Genomic DNA, 24943 nt, shown 5'->3' with positions numbered 1-24943 from the left:
GTGGCGGGGGAGCTTTGATGCGAGCTGAAAGTAACGGTACGTCCCGGCGGATTCTCTGCGTGTTTCCGCGATACACATCCTCGTTCGGGACGTTCGAGCATTCCTACCCCCTGACCGATGGCGTTCGCGCCTTCATGCCGCCGCAGGGACTTTTGCTGCTCGCGGCCTATCTGCCGAGGGAATGGCAGGTCAAATTCGTTGACGAGAACCTTCGCCGCACGACAAGGGAAGAGTTCGAATGGGCGGAGGCGGTCTTCGTCAGCGGCATGCACATCCAGCGCCAGCAGATGAACGACATCTGCCGCCGTGCCCACGAGTTCGATCTGCCGGTCGCGCTCGGCGGTCCCTCCGTCAGCGCCTGCCCCGATTACTATCCGTCCTTCGACTATCTCCATGTCGGCGAGCTCGGCGACGCCACCAATCAGCTGCTCGAGATATTGTCGCGCGATACCTCGCGTCCGGAAGCGCAGGTGGTGCTGACCACCAAGGACCGAGTGCCGATGACGGAGTTTCCGATCCCGGCCTACGAGCTCGCCGATGTCAAGAAGTACTTCCTCGGCAGCATCCAGTATTCCAGCGGCTGTCCGTATCAGTGCGAATTCTGCGACATCCCCGGCCTCTACGGCCGCAATCCGCGCATCAAGTCGCCGGACCAGATCATCGCCGAGCTCGACCGCCTGCGCGAATGCGGCATGACCGATACGGTCTATTTCGTCGACGACAATTTCATCGGCAACCGCAAGGCGGCGCTGGACCTCTTGCCGCATCTGATCGAATGGCAGAAGAAGACCGGCTACGTGGTGCGGCTCGCCTGCGAGGCGACGCTCAACATCGCCAAGCGGCCGGAAATTCTCGAGAAGATGCGCGAGGCCTATTTCGTCACCATCTTCTGCGGCATCGAGACGCCCGACCCTGATGCGCTGAAGGCGATGCACAAGGACCACAACATGATGGTCCCGATCCTCGAGGGCGTGCAAACCATCAACTCCTACGGCATGGAGGTCGTGTCCGGCATCATCATGGGGCTCGACACCGACAAGCCGAACACCTCGGAGGCGCTGCTCGCTTTCGTCGAGGAATCTCGGATTCCGCTGCTCACGATCAACCTGCTTCAGGCGCTGCCGAAGACGCCGCTGTGGGACCGTCTGGAGCGCGAGGGTCGCCTGGTCGAGGACGACGGCCGCGATTCCAATGTCGATTTCCTGTTGCCCTATGACGACGTCGTCGCATCCTGGAAGCACGCCATGGGCGTCGCCTACGAGCCCGAGAAGGTCTACGCGCGCTTCCAGTATCAATGCGACCACGTTTACGTGCACCGCCTGAAGATGCCGACGCCGGACGAGATGAAGACCTGGCGCAACATCAGGCGCGGCCTGGTCATGCTGCGAAACATCTTCTGGAAGGTCGGCGTGCTCGGCGACTACAAGCGCGTGTTCTGGAAGTTCGCGCTCGGCCGCATCAAGCGCGGCGATCTCGAAGGCCTGATCGGCTGCACGCTGATCGCGCACCATCTCATCACCTTTGCGCGGGCAGCATCGAGCGGCAAGCAAAACGCCTCGAACTATTCGCTGCGGCTGCGCGAGGCCTCCGTTCCCGCCGAATGATGCAACATGTCTGACCCGGCCGTCCCGCGCCGCCCGACCCTCGATCTGCGGTCGCTCACGCCTGCGCGCGTCGCGCTTGGGCGCAGCGGCGCGAGTCTGCCGACGCGCGCGCTGCTCGATTTCACGCTGGACCATGCCCGCGCCCGCGATGCCGTGCATGCCGTCTTCGATGCGCCACGGCTGATCACAGATCTCCGCGCGCTTGGCCTGGTCGTTACCCAGGTGACGAGCCTGGCGGTCGACCGCAGGGACTATCTGCGGCGGCCCGATCTGGGCAGACAGCTCGATGCCGGATCAGTCGAAGCTCTGGCGCGAAGCGCCTCGGAGCCGTGCCAGCTCGCGGTTGTGATCGGCGACGGCCTATCGGCGGCGGCGGTCCACGCCCATGCGGCCGCGCTGGTGAGGGGCCTGCTGCCGCTGCTCGCAGCTGACGACGGTGTCGCGATTGGCCATGTCGTCGTCGCCTCAGGCGCGCGCGTCGCGCTCGGCGACGAGATCGGCGCCATTCTCGGCGCGCGCATGGTCGTGACGCTGATCGGCGAGCGGCCGGGCCTGTCGGCGCCCGACAGTCTCGGCGCCTATTTGACTTTCGCGCCGAAGCCGGGCCGCACCGATGCTGAGCGCAATTGCGTGTCGAACATCCACAAGGCTGGGTTGAGCTACGACGAGGCTGCCTTCAAGATCGCCTGGCTGGTCCGCGAGGGGCTCGCCCGGGAGGCGACGGGTGTGGCGCTGAAGGACGAGAGCGCGGACCGCGCGCCGCGTCGAATTGGCACGGCTTTGCCCGAATGACGGGCTTTGCGGCAAAATCGCCACAACTTGATCGATTTGGCCACACTTCGCCTGCTTGCGAGAAGGGTGACTGACCTGCTAAACCCCACGCGGCGATTTTCCGCGTATTTTCAAAGGGCAAGCCTCCCATCGGTATGGCATTTTCAAGCCGTTCGCGGGGCGCAACAAGCTCACAGACCGAGCCGATTTAGGAACTGGACAAAGGCATGCTCGAAAAGCACAGCGAGAGTGAGGTTCATGTCGACAAGGTCGAGCAGGGACCTGCGTCCTCGATCGCCTTCGGGCTGGAGCGCATCGGGCTGATCGCCGTCCGGGCGCCGATCGTCTCGTGCATCATCCTGCTCGTCCTGATTGTCGGCGCCGTGTTCGGCATCCACCGGATCAAGATCGACGATTCGCTGTCGCAGCTGTTCCGCTCCAACACGCCGGAATTCCGCCAGTACGAAGCGGTGACGAAGAAGTTCCCCGCCGAGGAATTCGACGTCCTCGTCGTGGTCGAGGGCAAGACCCTGCTGGCGCGGAACAACCTCGAGAAGCTGCGCGACTTCGTCACCGACATGCAGCTCGTCGAGGGCACGCGCGGGCTGGTCTCGCTGTTCTCCGCGCGTCAGGCGCCGGCGCCGGGCAAGCTTCCCGCCGCACTGTTCCCGCCCGAGCTCCCCGAGGGCGCGGCGTATGACAAGTTCATCGAGGGCGTCAAAGCCAACGAGATCATCCGCGGCAAGCTGCTGTCGGAGGACGGCACGCTAGCGCTGATCGTGTTGTCGCTCGATCCGGAGGTGGTCGCCTCCAGCAAGCTCACCAAGACCGTCGCCGACATCCGCGCGCTGATGAAGGAAGACCTCAGCGACACCGGCCTCAACGTGCAGCTCTCCGGCGTGCCGGTGATGCAGCTCGAGATCCGCAACGCGGTCGAGCGTGACGGGCTCACCTACAACATCCTGGGCATTCTCGCCGGCTGTGTCATCGCCATCATCTTCTTCCGGAAGATCTCGTTCATGGTGGCGGCGGCGTTCCCGCCGATGATCGCGATCCTGCTGGCGCTCGGCGCGCTCGGCTGGGCCAATTTCAATCTCAACATGTTCCTGAACGTGATGACGCCGCTCATCATGGTCATCAGCTTCTCGGACTCGATGCAGCTCACCTTCGCCGCGCGCGACCGGCTCATCGCGGGCCAGGACAAGTTCACCGCGTTCAAGAACGCGGTGCTGGTGGTGGGACCGGCCTGCGTGCTGACGCACGGCACCGCCGGCATTTCCTTCATCGCGCTCCAGTTCTCCGACTCCGACCTGATCCGCAAGTTCGGCGAGGCGGGCCTCGCCGCCACCATCATCGCGCTGGTCGCGGTGCTGTCGCTGGTGCCGGTGTTCGGCGTGCTGCTCGTGCGCAACGAGAATGTCTTTGCGACCAAGTTCCAGAGCGCGGATGCCGGCGTGCAGGCGCTGCGTAATTTCTGCTACTGGATCGCGGTGCGCATGGTGGGCCGCCCCGGCCTGTTCAGCCTGATCGCGGTGCTGTTCGTCGCCGGCCTCGGCGTCATCTACGCCAATCTGGAGCCGCGCTACCGGCTCGCCGACCAGGTGCCGGACAAGCGCCAGGCGGTCGCCGCCAGCGACCGGCTCGACGCCAAGCTCACCGGCGCCAATCCGGTCAACGTGCTGATCCAGTTTCCCAAGGGTGAAACGCTGTATTCGCCGGAGACGCTTCAGACCATCGCGGACGTGCACGCGACGGTGGAGAAGGCGGCCGGTGTCGGCAATGTCTGGTCGGTCGAGACCCTGCGCCGCTGGCTCGCGGAGAAGGCCGGCAGCGCCGACGTCGCGACGCTGAAGGAATATGTCAGTGTCATTCCGGAGCATCTGGTGCGTCGGTTCATCGATGCCGAACAGGACGCCGTCGTGGTCGCAGGCCGCGTGCCCGACAAGGATTCCAGCCAGCTGCTGCCGATCGTCGACAAGCTCGACTCCGAGCTCGATGCCGTCCGCAAGAAGCATCCCGGCTATGAAGTGGCCGTCACGGGTCTTGCCGCGATTGCAGCGCGCAACTCGGCCGGCATGATCGAGAAGCTCAACCGCGGGCTCACCGTCGAATTCGCGCTGGTCGCAATTTTCATCGGCCTAGCCTTCCGCTCCTGGGTTGTGATGTTCGCCTGCATCCTGCCCGGCATCTTCCCGGTGGTGATGTCGGGAACGGTCCTGTGGGCGATGGGTGAGGGGCTGCAATTCGCCAGTGTGGTGGCTCTGACCGTATCGTTCGGCCTGGGGCTGAGCGCGACCATCCACTTCCTCAACCGCCTCAGGCTCGAGAGCAGGCCGGGCGTCGGCTCGGCGCTCGCGGTGGAGCGCGCGACCGTGCTGGTCGGCCCGGCGTTGATCCTGACCACGCTGGTGCTGGCCTGCGGTCTCGTCGTCACCGTGTTCTCCGACCTGCCGTCGCTGCGGCTGTTCGGCTGGCTCAGCGCCTTCTCGATGGTGATGGCGCTCGTCGCCGACCTCTTCATCCTGCGGCCGACGGCGATGTGGCTGATCAATCTGCACGCCAAGCTTCAGGGCACCGACAAGCCGGCGATCTGAGCGGCTTCATCCATCGGACATGGAAATCGGCACGGTCTGGGCGACTGCGCCGAGTTTCCGAAAAACAACAAGCCCCGGTTCGCGAGAACCGGGGCTTGTTGCTTTCGAAGCGGTAAGAGCTGTCAGCCCTTCGTCATCGTGATGTTGACGCCGCGGATCTCGCCCTTGGATGAGATCTGCACCGTCTGCTTGGTGCCGTTGGTGCGCAGCGACAAATTGGCGGCAAAGCCGTTGGCCTCGACGAACACCTCGATGGAGCCGCCGCCGGCGGTGCCCTGGAGATTGCCGAAGATGTTGCGGCTGGCCTCGCTCCAATTGCCGGAGATGCGGTCACCCTGGCTCGTCACGTCGCTGGTGAGGTCGAACTTGTAGCTGTCGGACGCGCAGTGCAGCGCCTGTTTGAGGTTGAGGCCGCTGCCGGCGACCTTGTAGTCAGCCTTGCAGCGGATGCGCTCGGTTGAGCCGTCGGACAGCGACACCGTCCCGGTGCCGGTCCACGCGCCGTCGAAACCGGCAAAGGGTCCGGACGACTGAGCCTGACCTGCCGAAACCGAGAACAGCAGCACGGCGCCGATGCCGGCCGCCTTGATTGCCAGTTCAGATCGCCCAAAGAATTTCATCTCAAATATCCCGTTTTGGAACGACGTCCGCTTATCACAAAGAACGTCTCGCCACATCGAAGGTTTAGTGTTCCGAGCCTGTGTCAGGTTCAATGTGTGGCCGCCCCACATGTCGGCATCGCGAAGAGCGTTTGCCATGGTTCGCCTCCGGATTCCCTGCGTTTCCGCATGTTTCTGGCGCTCAGCGCAGGGTGGAGAGATGCAGCTCTGCAACAGGTGCGCAGCAAAACGCGGCGTGCCTGAATTATGACGTAGTATCAATCTCTTACATTTGCCAATGAAGGCGCAGGGAAGACCTGATTTGGTGGGGGTGGCGCCAATTTGGCCGCATTTACCAGTGCTTGTGCCTTCTCCGAGGCCGCTACTTCCGCGGCGACTTGCCATCAGAACAATCCCTTCCGGTCGTCCGCCCTGTGCTGTCCGGGACCGGTGCGATTCTGCCGTCAGAATGAAGGAATACAATGCGTAAGCTTCTCGTCGCTCTCACCCTGCTGTCGGCATCCCTTTCCACGGCGGCGTTTGCCCAGCAAGGGCGCGGCACGGACAGCGAGCAGAAGGCCTGCACACGCGATGTGCAGAAGTTCTGCCGTCCGGTCATCGACCAGGGCGATTTCACCATCCTGGCCTGCCTCAAGGAGAACCGGGCCAAGATCTCGCAGGCCTGCGACCAGGTTCTGAAGAACCACAACCAGTAAGCTCGGCCACTGGCCCACAAGGGCGGCCTCCGGGGCCGTCTTTTCGGGCCTGATCCGCAAAGGGCAGCCATCGAGAGACAGGATTGGTTTTGCGGCCGTATTCCCCTATATGGGGGCCGCGGCGGCATCGCCGGCACGGGCCCGCGCGAGCGAAAAAGCCCTTCCTGTCCAAACGATTGTAGACCAGCCCTCGATGACCTCTGCGAGCGAATTGCGATCCGGCAAGGGTGAGCGCGACGAGAATTTTCCCGTCGCGTCCTGGATCATTCATCCGCGTCATCGCGCGCTGATCCTGGCCTATTACAATTTCGTCCGTACCGCCGACGACATCGCCGACCACGCCACGCTGCCGGGCGACGAGAAGCTCGCTTATCTCGACCTGCTCGAGGCGGAATTGCTCGGCACGGGCGACACCCAGGCCGAGGCCGTCAGCTTGCGGCGCGCGCTGGCCGAACGCGGAATGGCGCCGCGCCATGCGCTCGACGTGCTCGTCGCGTTCCGCATGGACGTGACCAAGCTGCGCTACGAGAATTGGGACGAGGTCATCCACTATTGCCGCTACTCGGCAATGCCGGTCGGCCGCTTCATGCTCGACGTCCATGGCGAGAGCACCTCGACTTGGCCCGCGTCGGATGCGCTCTGCGCAGCGCTGCAGATCAACAACCACCTACAGGATTGCGGCAAGGATTTTCGCGAGCTCAATCGCGTCTATCTGCCGCGCGATGCGCTGGCCGCCAGTGGCGCCTCGGTCGAGCAGCTCGGGCTGGCGCAGTCACCGCCGGCGCTGCTGGCCTGCCTTCAGGCCCTCGCCGTGCGCAACGAAGCGCTGCTCGACGAGGGCCGGTCGCTAGCTGCGGAGATCCGGGATTTCCGCCTCGGTGTCGACGTCGCGGTGATCCAAGCCTATGCCGACCGCATCGTGCGCCTGTTGAAGGTGCGCGATCCCCTGCGCGAGCGCGTGCATCTGAACAAGCTCGAGCTCCTAACCTTCAGCCTCGCCGGCATGATCGGCGAAGTCGGCCGCCGCGCGATCGGACGCAAGACCATTTCCAGACCGGGGACCGCACATGACGCTTGAGGCGACCTCGCCCGGCGCCAATTATGGCTCGACCGCATCCGGCAGTTCGTTCTACGCCGCGATGCGCATCCTGCCGCACGACCAGCGCGAAGCGATGTTCCAGATCTACAGCTTCTGCCGTCAGGTCGATGACATCGCCGATTCCGATGGCCCGCGCGACCAGCGGCTCGCCGCCCTTCAGGCGTGGCGCAACGACGTCGATGCGCTCTACCAGGGCAATCCGCCGCCGCGGCTGAAGGACTACGTCGCCTCGGTGAAAACCTTCGGCCTCAAGCGCGAGGATTTCCTCGCCATCATCGACGGCATGGAGATGGACGTGCCGCAGGACATCCGCGCGCCCGACATGGCGACGCTCGATCTCTATTGCGATCGCGTCGCGAGCGCCGTGGGGCGGCTGTCGGTCCGGGTCTTCGGCCTGCCGGAAGAAGACGGCATCGAGCTCGCCCATCATCTCGGCCGCGCGCTCCAGCTCACCAACATCCTGCGCGACATCGACGAGGACGCGGGCCTCGGCCGGCTCTATCTGCCGCGCGAAGCGCTGCTGCATGCTGGCATCACCTCCAGCGATCCGGACCGCGTGATCGTCGAGCGGGCGCTGCCGAAGGTGTGCCTGCCGCTGGCGCAGCGCGCAAAGGTGTATTTCGAGAAGTCGGACGAGATCATGAACCGCAACCGGCGCCGCGCGGTGCGCGCGCCGCGGATGATGTCGAAATACTATCATGCCATTCTGGATCTCCTGATCGCGCGCGGGTTCAACGCGCCGCGTGAGCCGGTGCGTGTGTCGAAGGTCACACGCATCGCCATCCTGCTCCGTTACGCTCTCATCTGATGCAAAAAACAGCTCACATCATTGGCGCTGGAATTTCCGGCCTCTCTGCCGCCGTGCGGCTTGCCAATGCCGGTTTCAAGATTGCCGTACACGAGGCGACGCAGCAGGCCGGCGGCCGTTGCCGTTCCTATTTCGACGGCGCCACCAATCTCACCATCGACAACGGCAATCATCTGCTGCTGTCCGGCAATAGCCATGCGCGCGCCTATGCGCGCTCGATCGGCACCGAGGCGGGCCTCGTCGGTCCGGAGCGCGCGCAGTTTCCCTTCGTCGATATCACGACCGGGCAGCGCTGGCAGATCGATCTCGGCGACGGCCGGCTGCCGACCTGGGTGTTCGACGAGAGCCGCCGCGTCCCCGACACCGCCTTGACCGATTATCTGAAGCTGGCGCCGCTGATCTGGGCGTCGGAAGAGACGCTGGTCGGCAAGTCCATTCCCTGCGAGGGCGTGCTCTATCAGCGCCTGGTGCAGCCGCTGCTGCTCGCGGCGCTCAACGTCGATCCTCCCGAAGGCTCGGCGGGGCTTGCCGGCGCGATCGTGCGCGAGACGCTGCTCGCCGGCGGACAGGCCTGCCGTCCCCTGATCGCGCGCGACGGGCTCAGCGCGGTGCTGATCGAGCCTGCCGTGACGTTCCTGCAGGAGCGCGGGCACAGCGTTCAGCTCGGCCATGAGCTGCGCTCGTTTGCGACCAAAGATGGCAAGGTCGGCGCGCTGAATTTCGGCGGCGAGGATGTGATCCAGATCGGCGACGGCGACGTCGTCGTGATGGCGGTGCCGCCGCGCGCTGCCTCCAATCTGCTGCCGGGCCTGAAGACGCCGACCGAATTCCGCGCCATCGTGAACGCGCATTTCCGCGTTGAGCCGCCGGCGGGATCGGCTCCGATCCTCGGCGTGATCGGCGGCATCGTGGAATGGCTGTTTGCGTTCCCGAACCGGCTTTCCGTCACCATCAGCAATGGCGACCGTCTGGTCGACATGCCGCGCGAGGAACTCGCGCAGGTGATCTGGAACGACGTCTGCAAGGCGGGCGGTGTTTCCGGCGAGCTGCCGCCTTGGCAGATCGTGCGCGAGCGCCGTGCCACATTTGCGGCGACGCCGGCGCAGAATGCCCTGCGTCCAGGACCGGTCACTGCGCTGAAAAACCTGTTTCTTGCAGGCGATTGGACTGCTACGGGATTGCCTGCAACCATCGAGGGGTCGGTCCGATCCGGTGATCGCGCCGCCGATCTGGTTCTGGCCGCCAAGGATACTGACAGGCGGCCCTGACGGGCATTTGTCCCGGTCAATTTCAATCGACTATCGGAGCAATCGAGCGAGATGGATTCCGTGAACGCGACCAGCCGCGAAGCCCAAGAATTCAGGAGCTTGGAATCGAGCATTGCGTCGGCCACCGAAGGCGTCCTCGGCTTCCAGCAATCCGACGGCCATTGGGTGTTCGAGCTCGAGGCCGATTGCACGATTCCGGCCGAATACGTCCTGCTTCGCCATTATCTCGCGGAGCCGGTCGATGCCGTGCTCGAAGCCAAGATCGCCAATTATCTTCGCCGCGTTCAGGGCGCCCATGGCGGCTGGCCGCTGGTGCATGACGGCGAGTTCGACATGAGTGCGAGTGTGAAGGCGTACTTCGCGCTGAAGATGATCGGAGATTCCATCGACGCGCCGCACATGGTGCGTGCGCGCGAGGCGATCCATCTGCGCGGCGGTGCCATCCACAGCAACGTCTTCACGCGTTTCATGCTCGCGATGTTCGGCGTCGTGACGTGGCGCGCCGTGCCGGTGCTGCCGATCGAGATCGTGCTGCTGCCGTTCTGGTCGCCGTTCCACATCAACAAGATCTCCTACTGGGCGCGCACCACCATGGTGCCGCTGATGGTCATCGCCGCGCTGAAGCCACGGGCGAAGAATCCCAAGGGCGTCGGCATCGACGAGCTGTTCCTGCAGGATCCGCGCTCGATCGGCATGACCGCCAAGGCGCCGCACCAGAGCCTGGCCTGGTTCGTGCTGTTCCGCGCGCTCGACGGCATCCTGCGCGTGGTTGAGCCGATGTTTCCCAAGAGCCTGCGCAAGCGTGCTATCGACGCGGCGCTCGCCTTCACCGAGGAGCGGCTGAACGGCGAGGACGGCATGGGCGCGATCTATCCGCCGATGGCCAATATCGTCATGATGTACGACGCGCTCGGCAAGGACGAGAACTTCCCGCCGCGTGCGGTCACGCGCCGGGGCATCGACAAGCTGCTCGTGATCAATGACGATGAAGCCTATTGCCAGCCCTGCGTCTCGCCCGTGTGGGATACGACGCTGACCGCGCACGCGCTGCTGGAAGCCGGCGGTGACAAGGCGGTGCCCGCCGCCAAGCAGGGCCTCGACTGGCTGATCCCGAAGCAGGAGCTCGAGGTGAAGGGCGATTGGGCGGTGAAGCGGCCCGACGTGCGCCCGGGCGGCTGGGCCTTCCAGTACAACAATGCTTACTATCCCGATCTCGATGACACCGCGGTCGTCGTGATGTCGATGGACCGCATGCGCCGGGAGCACGGTGCGACCGGTTATGACGCCGCGATCGACCGTGCCCGGGAGTGGATCGAGGGCATGCAGAGCGACGACGGCGGCTGGGCTGCCTTCGACGTCAACAATCTTGAATACTATTTGAACAACATCCCGTTCTCCGACCATGGCGCGCTGCTCGATCCGCCGACCGAGGACGTCACCGCGCGCTGCATCTCGATGCTGGCCCAGCTCGGCGAGACCGCGAAGACCAGCAAGCACGTCGCGGACGGGATCGCCTACCTCCGCAAGACCCAGCACCCTGAAGGGTCCTGGTACGGCCGCTGGGGCATGAATTTCATCTACGGTACCTGGTCGGTGCTGTGCGCCCTCAACATGGCCGGCGTCCGCCACGACGATCCGATGATACGCAAGGCGGCGGACTGGCTGGTCTCGATCCAGAACCAGGACGGTGGCTGGGGCGAGGACGCCGTCAGCTACCGGCTGGACTACCGGGGCTGGGAGGCGGCCCCCTCGACAGCCTCGCAAACGGCATGGGCCTTGCTTGCCCTGATGGCGGCTGGCGAGGTTGATCACCCGGCCGTCGCCCGCGGGGTGGAGTACCTGATTGCAACACAGAACGAAAAAGGACTGTGGGACGAGCAGCGGTACACCGCCACAGGCTTCCCCCGTGTATTCTATCTACGGTACCATGGTTATCCGAAGTTCTTCCCGCTGTGGGCGCTGGCCCGGTATCGGAACTTGCGGGACACCAACAGCAGGGTGGTAGGGGTCGGAATGTGACTTTGGGGACGGGGGACTACCTTACCGCGGGCAATGCCATTGATCCGCGGCCGATATTGATCGTGACTGGACTGGTTCAGGAGGCCCGCATCGCGGCCGGGCCCGGAATGGCGGTCATCTGCTCGTCGAGCAGCCCGGCCCAGTTGCGGGCGCTGCTGACGGTGCTGGATCCCGAGACGATTCGCGGCGTGATCTCGTTTGGCGTGGCCGGCGGGCTCGACCCGACGCTGCGCTCCGGCGACGTGGTGCTGGCGACCGAAGTGCTCGCCGGCGACACCCGCTGGGCCGCCGGGCTGTCGCTCGGCGACGACCTCATCGACCGCCTGACGTCGGGGCGCCGCCGCGTGGTGCGCGGCAGCCTCGCCGGTGCCGAGGAAGTGGTCACGGGGCGCTCCTGCAAGGCGGCGCTGCATTCGGAGACCGGAGCTGCGGCCGTCGACATGGAAAGCCACATCGCGGCGGCCTACGCCGCCGAGGCCGGCTTGCCGTTCGCCGCCGTCCGCGTCATCAGCGATCCCGCCCATCGTGCGCTGCCGGCGCTCGCCCGCGCCGCCATCAAGCCGAACGGCCAGATCGACGTGCTGGCCGTGCTGCGCGGCATCGCGCGCAATCCGACAGCGCTGCATGGACTGGTCTCGACCGGCATCGACTTCAACCGCGCGCTGCGCAGCTTGCGCGGCTGCCGCGACTTCCTGATCGGCACCGAACTCGTGGAGAACGAGGCGCTGGTGTCCGAGGCGGCCTGACCTCTTGATGCGATAAGACAAAAGGCCCGGTCACTCTTGCTGACCGGGCCTTTTGTGTTTTGGACGACCGCGTTGCTGCGGCTCGAACGAGGCGCAGCTTGCGGCGCTCACTCGGTCGCCTCCATGCGGGTTCGGTCCACGACGCCCAGCGTGCGTCGTATCATGCCCTCGACGATTGCCGCCGACTCGCTTGGACGCAGATAGATCGCCGTGGACTTCAGCAGCCATGGCAACACCGCCTGCTCGAGCCGCTCCTCATAGGCGCGGCGCATCATGTCAAACGCCTGCAGGCCGGGTCCCGCCAGGATTACATGATGGGGGCGCAGCACTGATATCGTTGCCGCGACCGCCTCCGCAAGCGCGCGACCGGCCTGCTGGAATACGTGCTCGAGACGGGGATCGCCGCCCCGCGCTCGCTCGCGCAGGAGTGCCATCTGCGCCTCGGAAGGCTGTTGCGCCGCCGCCGGCGGTAAGTCGAGAAAGGTGCGGGCGTCGCGGTAGAGCGCATAGTCGGCGAGATGGGCCTCGATGCAGCCGCGCTGGCCGCAGCGGCATTGCGGTCCGTTCGATCCCAGTTTGATATGGCCAATCTCGCTGCCGGCGCCGGCGCCCCAGCGCGCCTCACCGTCGACAACGACGCCCATGCCGACGCCGTGGCCGACCATGATCGTGGCCGCGAGGCCTTGCGCCAGTGACGGCTCCGCGGCGGCGAGGGCGAGCGCAACCGCGACAGCGTCATTCGCCATCACGACTTGAGCGCCGAAGGCTTGGCGCACCGGCTTCACCAGATCGATATCGGTGACCGACAGCGCCGGACTCCACAGATGCCGGCCAGTGTCCCCATTCACGATGCCTTGGAGGGCTATCCCTATTCCCAGCAGGCGATGGCGCGGCGTGGCGGTCGCCTCGAGCATCGCATCGATCTGCGCGATCACGAGATCGCACAGCGCGCCCGCATCGAGAGCCCGCGTCGCGATTTCGAGCCGCGATTGGGCCAAGCTGGAGCCGCTGAAATCCGCGATCAGCGTCTCAATCAAATTCATGCGCAGCGAGACCGCAATGATGCGGCCGAACTCCGGGTTCAGGGTCAGCAGCACGGCCGGCCGGCCGCGGCGGCGGCCGTTCAGCCCATCCGAATCGCCTTCGTCCGTGTCGTCGGACCACGAGCTTGCCGCGGTCTCGCACAGCAACTCTTCCGCGATCAGTCGCGATGTCAGGCCGGAGACCGCCGGGAAGCTCAATCCCGTACTCCGGGCGAGCTCGACCCGCGGCAACGGTCCCTGACGTCGCAAGGCTTCGACGAGGCGGCCGCGATTCGAGCCGCGCGCGCTGGCTGAATTGCGTCTCGACGGGTCAATTTGGTCAACCATGTTGTCTCTTTAAATTCAAGAAGTGAAATTAATAGGCCGGTCCGAAGTGGTGTTGTCAAAAGAACACAGCCAGAAAACGTCGATCTCAAGCGGTATTTACTAATATCGTACCTCATGTACTATCTGAGCTTGAGGAAGTAGCCAGTACATCCTGTTTTTGGTGCTCTTGCTCTGCGACATTTATTCGCTGTGTAAATAAAAGAGGGCGCAAAAGCGTCGTGAACCCCCATCCGGGGGACCAAGGGAGGTACACATGAACGGATCGATCAAAAGATTGCTAGTGGCGTTGCTCGCCACCGCCGCGCTCGCGATGGCGACGGGAACGGCGCAGGCCCAACAGAAAAAGACCATCGCGCTGGTCACCAACGTCGCGGCCGACTTCTGGACCATCGCGGGCCGAGGGCTCGAAAAAGCGCAGAAGGAACACCCGGACTACAACATCGAATTGATCGTCACCAACGAAGGCACGGCGGCGGGCCAGCGGCGCGAGCTCGACGATCTGCTGGTGCGCGGTGTCGCCGGCATCTCCATCTCGGTCGACGATGCGCCGCACGCGACCGAAGAGCTCAACAAAGTTGCGGCCAAGACCGTGTTGATCACGACGGACAGCGACGCGCCGCAGAGCAATCGTCTCGCCTATATCGGCACCGACAACGTCGCGGCCGGGCGGCAGGCGGGCGAAGAGATCAAGAAGGCGCTGCCGAACGGGGGCAAGATCGCGCTGTTCGTCGGCACGATGGACGCGGACAATGCCCGCGAGCGGGTGCAGGGGATCAAGGACGCGATCGCCGGCACCAAGGTCGAGCTGGTCGACGTGTTCACCGATCAGGTGGACTTCGCCAAGGCCAAGGCGAACGTGGAGAACGTGCTGGTCAAATATCCCGACATTGCGCTGTTGTCGGGCCTTTGGAGCTACGAGACACCGCTGATCTATGACGCGGTCAAGGCGGCGGGCAAGGCCGGCAAGGTGAAGATCGTCGGCTTCGATGAGGACCAGCGCACGCTGCGGGGCGTTTCCGACGGCACGATCGAGTCGACGGTGGTGCAGCAGCCGTACGAGTTCGGCTATCTCTCCGCCACCAACATCATCAAGACGCTGAATGGCGACAAGTCCTGGATTCCGCCGGGCGGCAAGCTGATCGTGCCGACCAAGGTGATCAGCAAGTCCAACGTCGCGGAGTTCACCGCAGATCTGAAGAACCTCCTCAAGAAGTGAGTTTCAGGCGCCCGGCGGCACAGCCGTCGGGCGTCATGCAGGAGGAATGAATGGCGGAAATCCTGTTCGAACTCGCCGGGATCAGCAAGTCCTATCCCGGGGTCATGGCCCTCGATGACGTCAGCCTGCGGGTGTGCCGCGGCGAGGTGTTGGGCCTGATTGGCGAGAACGGCGCCGGCAAATCGACGCTGATGCGCGTGCTGGGTGGCGTTGTCGCGCCGAGCAAGGGCGTGATCCGCATCGGCGGTACCGAACACGCCCGTATGACAGTGAACGAGGCGACGCAGGCCGGCATCGCCTTCGTGCATCAGGAACTGAACCTGTTCGAGAATCTCGACGTCGCCGCGAATGTCTTCATCGGACGTGAGAAGCTTGTCGGCGGCCCGCTCAAGCTAGTGGACAGCGCGGAGATGCGCGCCCGCGTGACGCCGTTGCTGGAGCGGCTGGGCGCCGATTTCACTCCGGACACGCTGGTCGAAAATCTGTCGATCGCCGAACGTCAGATGGTGGAGATCGCCAAGGCGCTCTCGATCGACGCCCGCGTGATCATCATGGACGAGCCGACCTCCAGCCTGACGATTTCGGAGACGGAGCGGCTGCTGGAGGTGATTGCAGATCTGAAGGCGCACGGGATTTCGGTGATCTATATCTCTCACCGGCTCGGCGAGATCACGACTTGCGCCGACCGCGTCATGGTGCTGCGCGACGGGCGCACGGTGGGCGAGCTTGCGCGGAACGAGCTCAGCCATGCCGCGATGATCCGGCTGATGATCGGTCGCGACCTGAAGGCGCTGCATACGCCGCCGAAGCGGCCATCGCAGCCGGGCGGCTGCGACATCGTCGGCTTCGTGACATCGGCGTTTCCCGACCGGCAGATCGATCTTTCGGTCCGGCATGGCGAGATCCTTGGACTTGCAGGGCTCGTGGGCGCCGGTCGCACGTCCCTGGCCCGCGCGGCGTTCGGCATCGACCCGCTGCTGGGCGGCGAGATCAGGATCGACAACGCCCCGATCGCTATCGCATCGCCGCGGGACGCGATCCGGCAAGGCATCTATCTGCTGCCGGAGGACCGCAAGAAATCCGGGCTCGTGCTGGAGCTGCCGATCCGGGAGAACGTCACGCTGGCGAGCCTGCTGAATTATGCGCGGATGTGGCTGGTCAGCGGCCCGGCCGAACGCAAGGTCGCGAAAGAGCAGGTGAGGCGGCTCTCCATCAAGGTGCCGAGCATCGACATGGAAGCCGTGACGCTCTCCGGCGGCAATCAGCAGAAAGTCGTGCTGGGCAAGTGGCTTTCCATGCAGCCGCGCATGATGTTCTTCGACGAACCGACCCGCGGCGTCGACGTCGGCGCCAAGAGCGAGATCTACGCGCTGATGCGCGAGCTCGCCGACCAGGGCGTCGCGATTGTGATGATTTCTTCGGATATGGAGGAGGTCATTGGCGTCTCGGACCGGATTGCGGTGATGCATGAAGGCAGCGTCAGTGGCGTGCTGGAGCGGGAGCAGTTCAGCGAATACAACGTGTTGCAGCTTGCAATCGGCCAGGCGCCGGACACGGTGGAAGCGGCGGCGCCATGAACAAGAAAGATCTCGGCCTCGTCCTGCTGCTCGTGGTGATTTCCGCCGTCACGGGCGCGATCAATCCGGCCTTCCTGTCGCTGGTGAACCTGCTGAACATGGCCAATCTGATCGGCCTGTTCGGTGTGTTTGCGCTCGGCGAGGGACTCGTGATCATCACCGGCGGCATCGACCTCTCGCTCGGCTCGATGTTCGCGCTGCTCGGCGTCGTATTCATCGACCTTCTGACGACTTACGAGGTCCCGTGGCCCCTGGCGCTGCTGGCCGTGCTGCTGGGCGGGCTGGCGCTGGGAGGAATTCAGGGCTTCCTCGTCACCCGGCTGAAGATGCAGCCCTTCATCGTGACGCTGTGCGGCTTACTGATCTATCGCGGCGCCGCTCGCTATTATACGAGCGACTCGACACGCGGCTTCGGCTATGGCGACGAGGCCGCGACGCTGAGCAGCATCGCCTCCGGCAATGTGGCGGGCCTCCCGAACACCTTCATCCTTCTGATCATCCTCGCGCTTGTCCTCGGCGTGCTGCTGCACCGTTCGGTCTACGGGCGCTGGCTCTATGCCGTCGGCAAGAACGAGGAAGCGGCGCGCTTCTCAGGCATCAGCACGAATATCGTGATCGCGACCGCCTATATCATCAGCGGCGGGCTCGCCGGAATTTCAACAGTGTTGTTCGTGTTCTACACGAATTCGGTGTCGCCGAGCTCGTTCGGCAATTTCTATGAGCTCTACGCGATCGCGGCGGCCGTGCTGGGCGGGTGCAGCCTGCGCGGCGGCGAAGGCTCCATTCTCGGTATCGTGCTGGGGACTGCGCTGCTGCAGGTGCTGCAGAACCTCGTGAATATCCTGGGCATCCCCAATTCCCTGAACTTCGCGGTGATGGGGACGGTGATTCTGATCGGCGTGTTGGCGGATCATCAGTTGCAGGCACGACGGCGGCGCAAGATGGCGCTGGCTGGCGTGGTCCGCGCGAGGCCACGGTCGACAGCTGAAAGACAGCAGGGCGCAGCAGCGCGCAACGCGGACGCGTTGCCGGCGAGAACGGGCGACCAGGCATGACGGATCCAGGCTCCAGTCGACACAAAGCAGCTTCGTGGGCGCGCGGCTGCGACGGTGTGGGCTCGGGAAGGAGCGCGTTCCGGGCTTGATGGCTTGGGCAGGAACGTGAGGCAAGGGATGACAAGGCCTGAGACGGCGGGAGGACGAGACAAATGTTGCGCAGGTTTGTGAACACCGCATGTGCGTGCGGTGTGGGGATTGCTTTCTCATCGCTGCTTGGCGGTGCGGTACATGCGGCGGATTTTTCGACCAAGGCCGCTCCTGTTCCTTATGCGGCTGACGATTTCTGGACGAGACCCTATCTGTTCGGCGATCTCGGCAGGACCAAGCTCAAGGAGCAGGGCATCGATATCGGCTTGACGCTCGGTAATGAATCCGTCGGCAACCTTTCGGGCGGAAGCAGGAACACCGCAGCCAACGCGGGCCAGTTGTGGTTTGGCGCGAAGCTGGACATGGGAAAACTTGCCGGCATTCCCGGCGGCACGGTCGGCCTCACGCTGGTCGATCGCTTCGGCAAGAACCTGAATACCGAAGCGGACATTCCCGCCTTGCAGCTGACCAACGAAGTGTTCGGCCGCGGCAATATCCTGCGTCTGACACAGCTCTACTACTCCCAGAAGCTGTTCGATGATCGCCTCGAACTGAAGGGCGGCCGTCTTCCGGTCGGCTCCGACTTCTTCTTCGGTTTGTGCGAGTTCATCAACCTGACCTTCTGCGGCGGCCAGCCCGGCAACATCCAGGGCGGGTACATCTACAACTGGCCGGTGAGCCAGTGGGCCGGTGTCGTCCACTACAAGATCGCGCCGGAATTCACGGTTTCGGTCGGCGTCTACGACGCCAATCCGGGTTACCTGACGACGTCAGACCCTGGCGTCTATTTCTTGCCCGGCATTCCCGCCTCAAATCGCGCCAGTGGCGTGATGGTGCCGGTGGAGTTGGTCTGGGCGCCGAAGGGGCCCTTGACCGGGACCTGGAGAGTTGGCGGCTGGTACGACAGCGCCTCGTCCATTGATGGTGGTCTTCCGGGTGTTATCAGCACCATTCCGGGGGTCGGCGGCGTCCCAGATCAAAATCTCAGCGATCAAAGAGGCCGCTACGGTGTCTACGAGTCGATCCTGCAACGGTTGACCGTCGACGGTCCCGGCGCACAGGGTTGGTACACCTTCCTCAATACGACCGTTGCCGATCATCGGACGTCGTACCAGGATTACCAGATCGCCCTGGGCTTCAGGCACACCGGAACGTTCTCCTGGCGTCCCCAGGACGAAGTCGGCTTCGCGGTGGGCACGACGCATGTGAACACGGCGGCGCTGAGCCCCAACGCCGGCGGCAACGAAGTTCCGATCGAAGTCTGGTACGGATGGCAGGCGGCCGGCTGGCTGAACCTCAAATTCGATGCGCAATATGTGATCAATCCCGGCGGGCGCGGCTACAACGCCGCGGGCGTGAAGACCGACAATGCCGTGGTTCTCGGCATGCGCACCGAGGTTCACTTCTGATGGGACGCTAACGCCTGATGTGAAAGCCCGGGCACGCATGGGGGATATTCATTTTTTTGCATGAGGTCGGCCCAACCCAGCAAGGAGGGGAAGGAGCGTAGCCCCGCACATCGCGTCGGTCTTCCCCTTGGCGCTTGAGCTGAACAAAACAAAAGGCCCGGTCGCCAATGGCGACTGGGCCTTTTTCGTTCGTGTCGGCTCGCGCGCTTACGCAGCAGTCGAAGCCTTCCGCGCGGCCTTCTCCTGCGCGGCGGCGGCCTCGTCCTTGCGAATCTCCGACAGGCGCTTCTGCACTTCGGCCGAGAAGATGTACTGCGCCGGGCGCTGCTTGCTCATGTCGATCTCGGGCGCCATCGGGCCCGTGGTCCTGATGCCGCGCAGCGACACCCACATCGCCTTCAGCGGGTTGTTGATGGCTGCGGTCGCCGCGGTCGGTTCGTAGCCGCAATGGGCCATGCAGTCGGCGCACTTCTCGTACTTGCCGGTGCCGTAGGTCTCCCAGTCGGTGGTGTCCATCAGCTCCTTGAAGGTCTTGGCATAGCCTTCGCCAAGCAGATAGCAGGGCTTCTGCCAGCCGAAGATGTTGCGCGCGGGCATGCCCCAGGGCGTGCACTCGTATTCCTGGTTGCCGGCGAGGAAGTCGAGGAAAAGGGCGGAATGCATGAAATTCCACTTCTTGCCCTTGCCCATCGCAAAGACGTCGCGGAACAGCTTCTTGGTCTTGGTGCGGTTGAGGAAGTGCTCCTGGTCGGGCGCGCGCTCATAGGCGTAGCCCGGCGACATCGAGACGCCGACGCCGAGCTCGGTGGTGAAGTCGAGGAATTTCGCGATCTCCTCGGCCGGATGACCGTCGAAGATGGTGGCGTTGACGTTGACGGTGAAGCCGCGGGCCTTGGCCGCCTTGATCGCGGAGACGGCGCGGTCGAACACGCCCTTCTGCGACACGGCCTTGTCGTGGTGCTCCTTCAGGCCGTCGAGATGCACGGAGAAGAACAGATAGGGCGAGGGCTCGAACAGGTCGAGCTTCTTCTCCAGCAGCAGCGCGTTGGTGCAGAGCGAGACGAACTTCTTGCGCGCGACGAGGCCGCGCACGATCTCGCCGATCTCCTTGTGGATCAGCGGCTCGCCGCCGGGAATGGCGACCATCGGCGCGCCGCACTCGTCGGCCGCGTCCCAGCACTCCTGTGCGGTCATGCGGCGGTTGAGGATCGCATCCGGATAATCGATCTTGCCGCAGCCGACGCAGGCGAGGTTGCAGCGAAATAGCGGCTCCAGCATCAGCACGAGCGGATAGCGCTTGCGGCCAAGCAGTTTCTGCTTGATCAAATAACCGCCGATACGCATTTCCTTGAAGAAGGGGATAGCCATTACAAGTTTCTTTCTGGGCTTGAAATTCAGGTAGGTCAGCTCGCAGCCAGTTGGGCCGGAAGCCGGAATTCGATGTTTTCCTCGCGGCCCGGCAGTACCGAGACCTTGACCGGTCCGATCCGCCGCATCGCTTCGATCACGTCATCCACGAGTACCTCAGGCGCCGAGGCGCCGGCCGTGACGCCGACGGTCCTGGCATCTTTCAACCACTCGGGATTGAGCGCGCTGCCGTCGGCGATCAAATAACTCGCGACGCCGGCCTCAGTGCCAATTTCGCGGAGCCGGTTCGAGTTCGAGCTATTGGCGGCGCCCACCACCAAGATCACGTCGACCAGCTTGCTCAAGTCCCTTACCGCAGATTGGCGGTTCTGTGTCGCATAGCAGATATCCCGGATATCCGGACCTTGAATATCTGTAAAGCGGGTCTGTAGGGCCGAAATGATATCCTTCGTGTCATCCACCGATAGGGTGGTCTGGGTGATATAGGCCACTGGCGTATCTGCCGGCAGCTCAAGGGCCTTAACGTCTTCAACGCTTTGGACCAGCAGTACGGGGGCGGGGACCTGGCCCATCGTACCCTCGACCTCGGGGTGGCCGTCATGGCCAATGAGGATCAGGGTGCGGCCCCTGGCGATGTAGCGCTTCCCCTGATTGTGAACTTTCGTGACCAGGGGGCAGGTGGCATTAAGCACCGGAAGGTCGCGCGCGGCCGCTTCTTCCTCGACGCTGCGGGCCACACCATGAGCGCTGAAGACCGTCACTGCCTTTGGCGGCACCTCTGACAGCTCCTCAACGAAGATGGCGCCTTTGTTTTTCAGGCTCTCGACCACGTACTTGTTGTGCACGATCTCATGGCGGACGTAGACGGGCGGGCCGTACTTCTCCAGCGCCCGTTCCACGATCTCGATCGCACGCACCACTCCCGCGCAAAAGCCACGCGGTTGCGCCAGATAAACTTCCATTGGACGCCCATCACGCAAGTTGAACCAATCCGCTTCCGAAGTCCCCGGGGCACTCCGATACTGACCAATGAGCTGCAATATCCGCACCATCGGTTTGGCACGCGGTAGCCGCCCACCCCCGTCGGGGCTCGGGTGCATGGAAGGCGCAATACTTTGTGTCAAAAAATCGGCAGCTAGGAAAGGAGGAATGAACTTTGGTTCCGTACGGGATCACTTTTGCGGTAGTATAGTAGCGGCTGTCCCGTGAGTAAAATGGCGACATGTGTGCCCGCCCCTTCGTCACTTTCCCGCCTCAACTCCCCGGCTATACCGACCGCGCCCACATGATTTTGCCGCGGTCTGTCGCCGTTTACCTCGAACCTTCTGGCCGCGATAACCACTCAAAACAGCAATAGGTTTCGGCTGGGAACTCCGTTAAACAGCGGGCGTTTCCGGCAAGCTGTTAACCGCAGAAAGAAAAGTAGTGCTGCAAAGCGTAGTCGTTGCCATCGTCAGGGCCTGCACCCGGTTTGCCTCCCTCGTCGTCGTTCTCGGGCTCCTGCTGGCGGTGGGGGCGGGCTACTACACGTCCCGGCACTTCGCCATCAACACCGACATCAATTCGCTGATTGCCCAAAATCTGGACTGGCGCCAACGCGACCAGCAGTTCGATCGCGCCTTCGACCGCGATGCGACGATTACGGCGGTCGTGGAAGCCAAGACGCCGGAGATGGCGACGGCGGCGTCGGACGCGCTCTATGCCAAGCTGAAGGACGACAAGACCAACTTCCAGTCGATGCAGCAGCTCGGCACCGGCGAGTTCTTCGAGAAGAACGGTCTGTTGTTCCTGCCGACCGAGGAGGTCGCCAAGGTCACCGGCCAATTCGAATCCGCCGCGCCCCTGATCGAGATCATGGCAGGCGATCCCTCGATCCGCGGCCTGACCGGTGCACTGGAGACCGGACTTGCCGGCGTCAAGCGCGGCCAGGTCAAGCTCGACAACACCGCGCGGCCATTCAACCAGATCGCCCAGACGGTCGAAACCGTGCTCAACAAGGGCAATGCGACCTTCTCCTGGCGCGAGCTCGTCAGTGACGAGCCGCTGACGGATTCGGACAAGCGCGCCTTCATCGAGTTCAAGCCGATCCTCGACTACAACGCGCTGGAGCCCGGCAAGGGCGCCACCGACGCGATCCGCAAGGCCGCCGCCGATCTGGATTTTGCCACCAAATACCAGGCGCGGGTGCGGCTGACCGGTCCGGTCCCGATCGCCAACGAGGAATATGCAACCGTCCAGGAAGGCGCCATCGTCAACGGCGTCGGCACGGTCCTTGTCGTGCTCCTGATCCTGTGGCTGGCGCTGCATTCGGCGAAGATCATCTTCGCCGTGTTCATCAATCTCTTCGTGGGTCTTGCGCTGACAACCGCCGCCGGCCTGATGATGGTGGGCTCGCTCAATTTGCTGTCGATCGCGTTCGCCGTGCTGTTCGTCGGCCTCGGCGTCGATTTCGGCATCCAGTACAGCGTTCGCTACCGTTCGGAGCGCTACAAGCACAACGATCTCTCGGGCGCGCTGGTGCTGGCGGCCAAGCGCTCGGCGATCCCGCTGTCGCTGGCAGCGATGGCGACCGCGGCCGGCTTCCTCTGCTTCATCCCGACCGACTACAAGGGTATTGCCGAACTCGGCCAGATCGCCGGCGTCGGCATGCTGGTCGCCTTCGTCTCCTCGATCACCATCCTACCGGCGCTGCTGAAGCTGTTGAATCCGCCTGGCGAGAAGGAGCCGGTCGGCTACGCCTTCCTCGCGCCGCTCGACCATTTCCTGGAGAAGCACCGCGTGCTGGTGGTGGGGGGCACGCTGCTCCTGGCGCTCGCCGGTCTGCCGCTCCTCTACTTCATGAAGTTCGACTTCAACCCGATGAACCTGCGCAACCCGAAGGCCGAGTCGATCGCGACCTTCCTCGATTTGCGCAAGGATCCCAACACCGGCGCCAATGCCATCAACGTGATGACGACGTCGGAAGAGCAGGCAAGGCAGGTCGAGGCGAAGCTGGAGAAGGTGCCGGAGGTGTTGCGCGTGATGTCGCTCAACAGCTTCGTTCCTCAAGACCAGCCGCCAAAGCTGAAGCTGCTCGCGCAGGGCGCCAAGGTGCTGAACCCCGCGCTCAATCCCGACCAGATCGACGCCGCGCCGTCGGACAAGGAAAACGTCGATGCGCTGAAATCCTCGGTCGACAATCTGCGCCGGACCGCAGGCGATGCGAAGGGCCCGGGTGCGGTCGCCTCGCGCCGGCTCGCGGACGCGCTGGACAAGCTCGCCAACGGCGACGAGGCCATGCGGAACAAGGCGCAGGACGTGTTCGTGACGCCGATGAAGATCGTGTTCGACCAGCTCCGGAACGCTATGCAGGCCGAGCCGGTCACCCTGAAGTCATTGCCGGCAGATCTCGTCAGCGCCTGGAAGAGCAAGGACGGCATCATCCGCGTCGAGGCGCTGCCGAAGGGCGACCCCAACGACAACGACACGCTGCGCAAATTTGCGGCGGCGGTGCTCGTTGCTGAGCCGACCGCGATCGGCGGCCCGGTCTCGATCCTGAAATCCGGCGACACTGTGGTGAAGGCGTTCATCCATGCCGGAATTTATGCCCTGCTGGTGATCGGCCTGTTGCTCTGGATCACGCTGCGCCGGTTCGTCGACGTGCTGATGACGTTGGTGCCGCTGCTGGTTGCCGGCGCGGTGACCCTCGAGATCTGCGTGCTGATCGGCCTGCCGCTCAACTTCGCCAATATCGTCGCGTTCCCGCTGCTGCTCGGCGTCGGCGTGGCCTTCAAGATCTACTATGTCGTTGCCTGGCGCTCGGGCAGGACAAACCTGCTCCAGACCAGCCTGACGCGTGCGATCTTTTTCAGCGCGCTGACGACGGCGACCGCGTTCGGCAGCCTGTGGCTGTCGAGCCATCCCGGCACGTCCAGCATGGGCAAGCTGCTTGCGCTGTCGCTGGTGACGACGCTCGCCGCCGTGCTGCTGTTCCAGCCTGCCCTAATGGGCAAACCCCGCAATCTCAGGGAGTAGGCAGATGTCGCCGACCTGGTCGGCGGCGCCCTTCTGACCGGGCTTGGCAGTGCCGGCGGGTTTCGGGGCTGCGGGCGCAGGCTGAGGCGCTGCAGCAACCGTCGTTCCCTGGGCTTTCGGGGCAGGTCCGGTGGACTTCGGCGCGCCCTTGGCCATGGCGTTGGCGGGGCTCAAGGGAATCGGGGGGCCGACCCGGGTCCAGGTCTCGCCACCGCACAAGAACCCCATGACGCAGCCCTTGATCTCGAGCTGGTCGGTGCCAACCGGCGTGATGGTTGCGCTGTAGAGCTGGCCGTCCTTGGCGTTATAGACCTGACCTTCCCACTGATCGGCGCCGGGCTTTTTCTTCATGTCGATCAGGGTGGCCATGCCCAGAGTGGGCCTGGTCTTTTTCGACGCGTCCGGATTGTTTTCATCGCGGCCGCCGGGCTGTTTTTCCCAGGAAACCGCGCCCCACATGCTGCCGTTGCATTGGGCGACACGAATGTTGGCGACGCCGTCGGCAACCCGCCAGTCGCCGGTGGGATCGGCCGCGAGCGCCGGGGTCAGGCAGGTGTAACCGCCAGCCAGTATTAGTCCGGTGTAAAGGGCTAAACGCATGATAGTTCCTTGGCAGTGCA

General features: G+C 64.0%; 19 protein-coding genes. 14 read left to right on the top strand and 5 right to left on the bottom strand.

Features of this window, described 5'->3' with window-relative positions:
- Positions 1–17 precede the first annotated feature (17 nt).
- The 3 genes from IVA88_RS07150 to IVA88_RS07140 all read left to right on the top strand — a co-directional run bounded on the left by IVA88_RS07150 (position 18) and on the right by IVA88_RS07140 (position 4969).
- Positions 18–1604: a B12-binding domain-containing radical SAM protein gene (locus IVA88_RS07150; RefSeq protein WP_247496575.1), complete on the top strand. Its 1587-nt coding sequence runs from the start codon at positions 18–20 to the stop codon at positions 1602–1604.
- 6 nt (positions 1605–1610) lie between these two features.
- Positions 1611–2396, top strand: a complete 786-nt coding sequence (gene eutC, locus IVA88_RS07145; RefSeq protein WP_247496574.1) for an ethanolamine ammonia-lyase subunit EutC — start codon at positions 1611–1613, stop codon at positions 2394–2396.
- A 206-nt stretch (positions 2397–2602) separates the two neighbouring features.
- Positions 2603–4969, top strand: a complete 2367-nt coding sequence (locus IVA88_RS07140) for an MMPL family transporter (RefSeq protein ID WP_247496573.1) — start codon at positions 2603–2605, stop codon at positions 4967–4969.
- 122 nt (positions 4970–5091) lie between these two features.
- Here IVA88_RS07140 and IVA88_RS07135 read toward each other — a convergent pair whose 3' ends face one another.
- A complete protein-coding gene (locus tag IVA88_RS07135) occupies positions 5092–5589 on the bottom strand; it encodes a hypothetical protein (RefSeq protein ID WP_247496572.1) in 498 nt (165 codons plus the stop codon).
- A 461-nt stretch (positions 5590–6050) separates the two neighbouring features.
- On the opposite strand from IVA88_RS07135, the gene IVA88_RS07130 reads away from it, so the two are divergent.
- From IVA88_RS07130 to IVA88_RS07105, 6 genes are all read left to right on the top strand, one after another.
- Positions 6051–6284, top strand: a complete 234-nt coding sequence (locus IVA88_RS07130; protein WP_247496571.1) for a hypothetical protein — start codon at positions 6051–6053, stop codon at positions 6282–6284.
- Between the two features lie 193 nt (positions 6285–6477).
- The gene (gene hpnC / locus IVA88_RS07125) at positions 6478–7362 is read left to right on the top strand and encodes a squalene synthase HpnC (RefSeq protein WP_247496570.1); all 885 of its coding nucleotides are present in this window, start codon (positions 6478–6480) and stop codon (positions 7360–7362) included.
- Entirely contained in the window at positions 7352–8191 is an 840-nt protein-coding gene (gene hpnD / locus IVA88_RS07120) for a presqualene diphosphate synthase HpnD (protein WP_247496569.1), read from the top strand. Before hpnC ends, hpnD begins: the two co-directional genes overlap by 11 nt.
- Positions 8191–9459: a hydroxysqualene dehydroxylase HpnE gene (gene hpnE / locus IVA88_RS07115; protein ID WP_247496568.1), complete on the top strand. Its 1269-nt coding sequence runs from the start codon at positions 8191–8193 to the stop codon at positions 9457–9459. Before hpnD ends, hpnE begins: the two co-directional genes overlap by 1 nt.
- A gap of 51 nt (positions 9460–9510) precedes the next feature.
- On the top strand, positions 9511–11478 hold the full coding sequence (shc, locus tag IVA88_RS07110) for a squalene--hopene cyclase (protein WP_247496567.1): 1968 nt from the start codon (positions 9511–9513) through the stop codon (positions 11476–11478).
- Positions 11475–12224 (top strand): phosphorylase, encoded by a 750-nt coding sequence (locus IVA88_RS07105; RefSeq protein WP_247496566.1) that lies wholly within the window; start codon positions 11475–11477, stop codon positions 12222–12224. Before shc ends, IVA88_RS07105 begins: the two co-directional genes overlap by 4 nt.
- A gap of 107 nt (positions 12225–12331) precedes the next feature.
- Here IVA88_RS07105 and IVA88_RS07100 read toward each other — a convergent pair whose 3' ends face one another.
- Positions 12332–13594 (bottom strand): ROK family protein, encoded by a 1263-nt coding sequence (locus IVA88_RS07100; protein ID WP_247496565.1) that lies wholly within the window; start codon positions 13592–13594, stop codon positions 12332–12334.
- Positions 13595–13847: 253 nt separating this feature from the next.
- Here IVA88_RS07100 and IVA88_RS07095 point away from each other — a divergent pair, with 253 nt between their 5' ends.
- From IVA88_RS07095 to IVA88_RS07080, 4 genes are all read left to right on the top strand, one after another.
- Positions 13848–14810 carry a sugar-binding protein gene (locus tag IVA88_RS07095; RefSeq protein WP_247496564.1) on the top strand — a complete coding sequence of 321 codons (963 nt, stop codon included), beginning with the start codon at positions 13848–13850 and terminating at the stop codon, positions 14808–14810.
- A gap of 50 nt (positions 14811–14860) precedes the next feature.
- Positions 14861–16387: a sugar ABC transporter ATP-binding protein gene (locus IVA88_RS07090; RefSeq protein WP_247496563.1), complete on the top strand. Its 1527-nt coding sequence runs from the start codon at positions 14861–14863 to the stop codon at positions 16385–16387.
- Positions 16384–17442 (top strand): ABC transporter permease, encoded by a 1059-nt coding sequence (locus IVA88_RS07085; protein WP_247496562.1) that lies wholly within the window; start codon positions 16384–16386, stop codon positions 17440–17442. The genes IVA88_RS07090 and IVA88_RS07085 overlap by 4 nt, the downstream gene beginning before the upstream one ends.
- A 152-nt stretch (positions 17443–17594) precedes the next feature.
- Complete coding sequence (locus IVA88_RS07080; RefSeq protein WP_247496561.1) at positions 17595–18941, top strand: carbohydrate porin; 1347 nt, start codon at positions 17595–17597, stop codon at positions 18939–18941.
- 207 nt (positions 18942–19148) lie between these two features.
- Here the strand turns inward: IVA88_RS07080 and hpnH are convergent, their stop codons facing one another.
- On the bottom strand, positions 19149–20309 hold the full coding sequence (gene hpnH / locus IVA88_RS07075; protein ID WP_247496560.1) for an adenosyl-hopene transferase HpnH: 1161 nt from the start codon (positions 20307–20309) through the stop codon (positions 19149–19151).
- Between the two features lie 35 nt (positions 20310–20344).
- A complete protein-coding gene (gene ispH / locus IVA88_RS07070; protein WP_247496559.1) occupies positions 20345–21271 on the bottom strand; it encodes a 4-hydroxy-3-methylbut-2-enyl diphosphate reductase in 927 nt (308 codons plus the stop codon).
- 463 nt (positions 21272–21734) lie between these two features.
- On the opposite strand from ispH, the gene IVA88_RS07065 reads away from it, so the two are divergent.
- Positions 21735–24323: an MMPL family transporter gene (locus tag IVA88_RS07065; RefSeq protein ID WP_247496558.1), complete on the top strand. Its 2589-nt coding sequence runs from the start codon at positions 21735–21737 to the stop codon at positions 24321–24323.
- Here IVA88_RS07065 and IVA88_RS07060 read toward each other — a convergent pair.
- Complete coding sequence (locus IVA88_RS07060) at positions 24291–24923, bottom strand: DUF2147 domain-containing protein (protein WP_247496557.1); 633 nt, start codon at positions 24921–24923, stop codon at positions 24291–24293. The two genes, IVA88_RS07065 and IVA88_RS07060, sit on opposite strands and share 33 nt — an antisense overlap.
- Between the last annotated feature and the right edge of the window lie 20 nt (positions 24924–24943).

It is taken from the genome of Bradyrhizobium sp. 149 (assembly GCF_023073915.1).
GTDB lineage: Bacteria > Pseudomonadota > Alphaproteobacteria > Rhizobiales > Xanthobacteraceae > Bradyrhizobium.
This window is presented reverse-complemented; position numbering and strand designations above follow the sequence as displayed.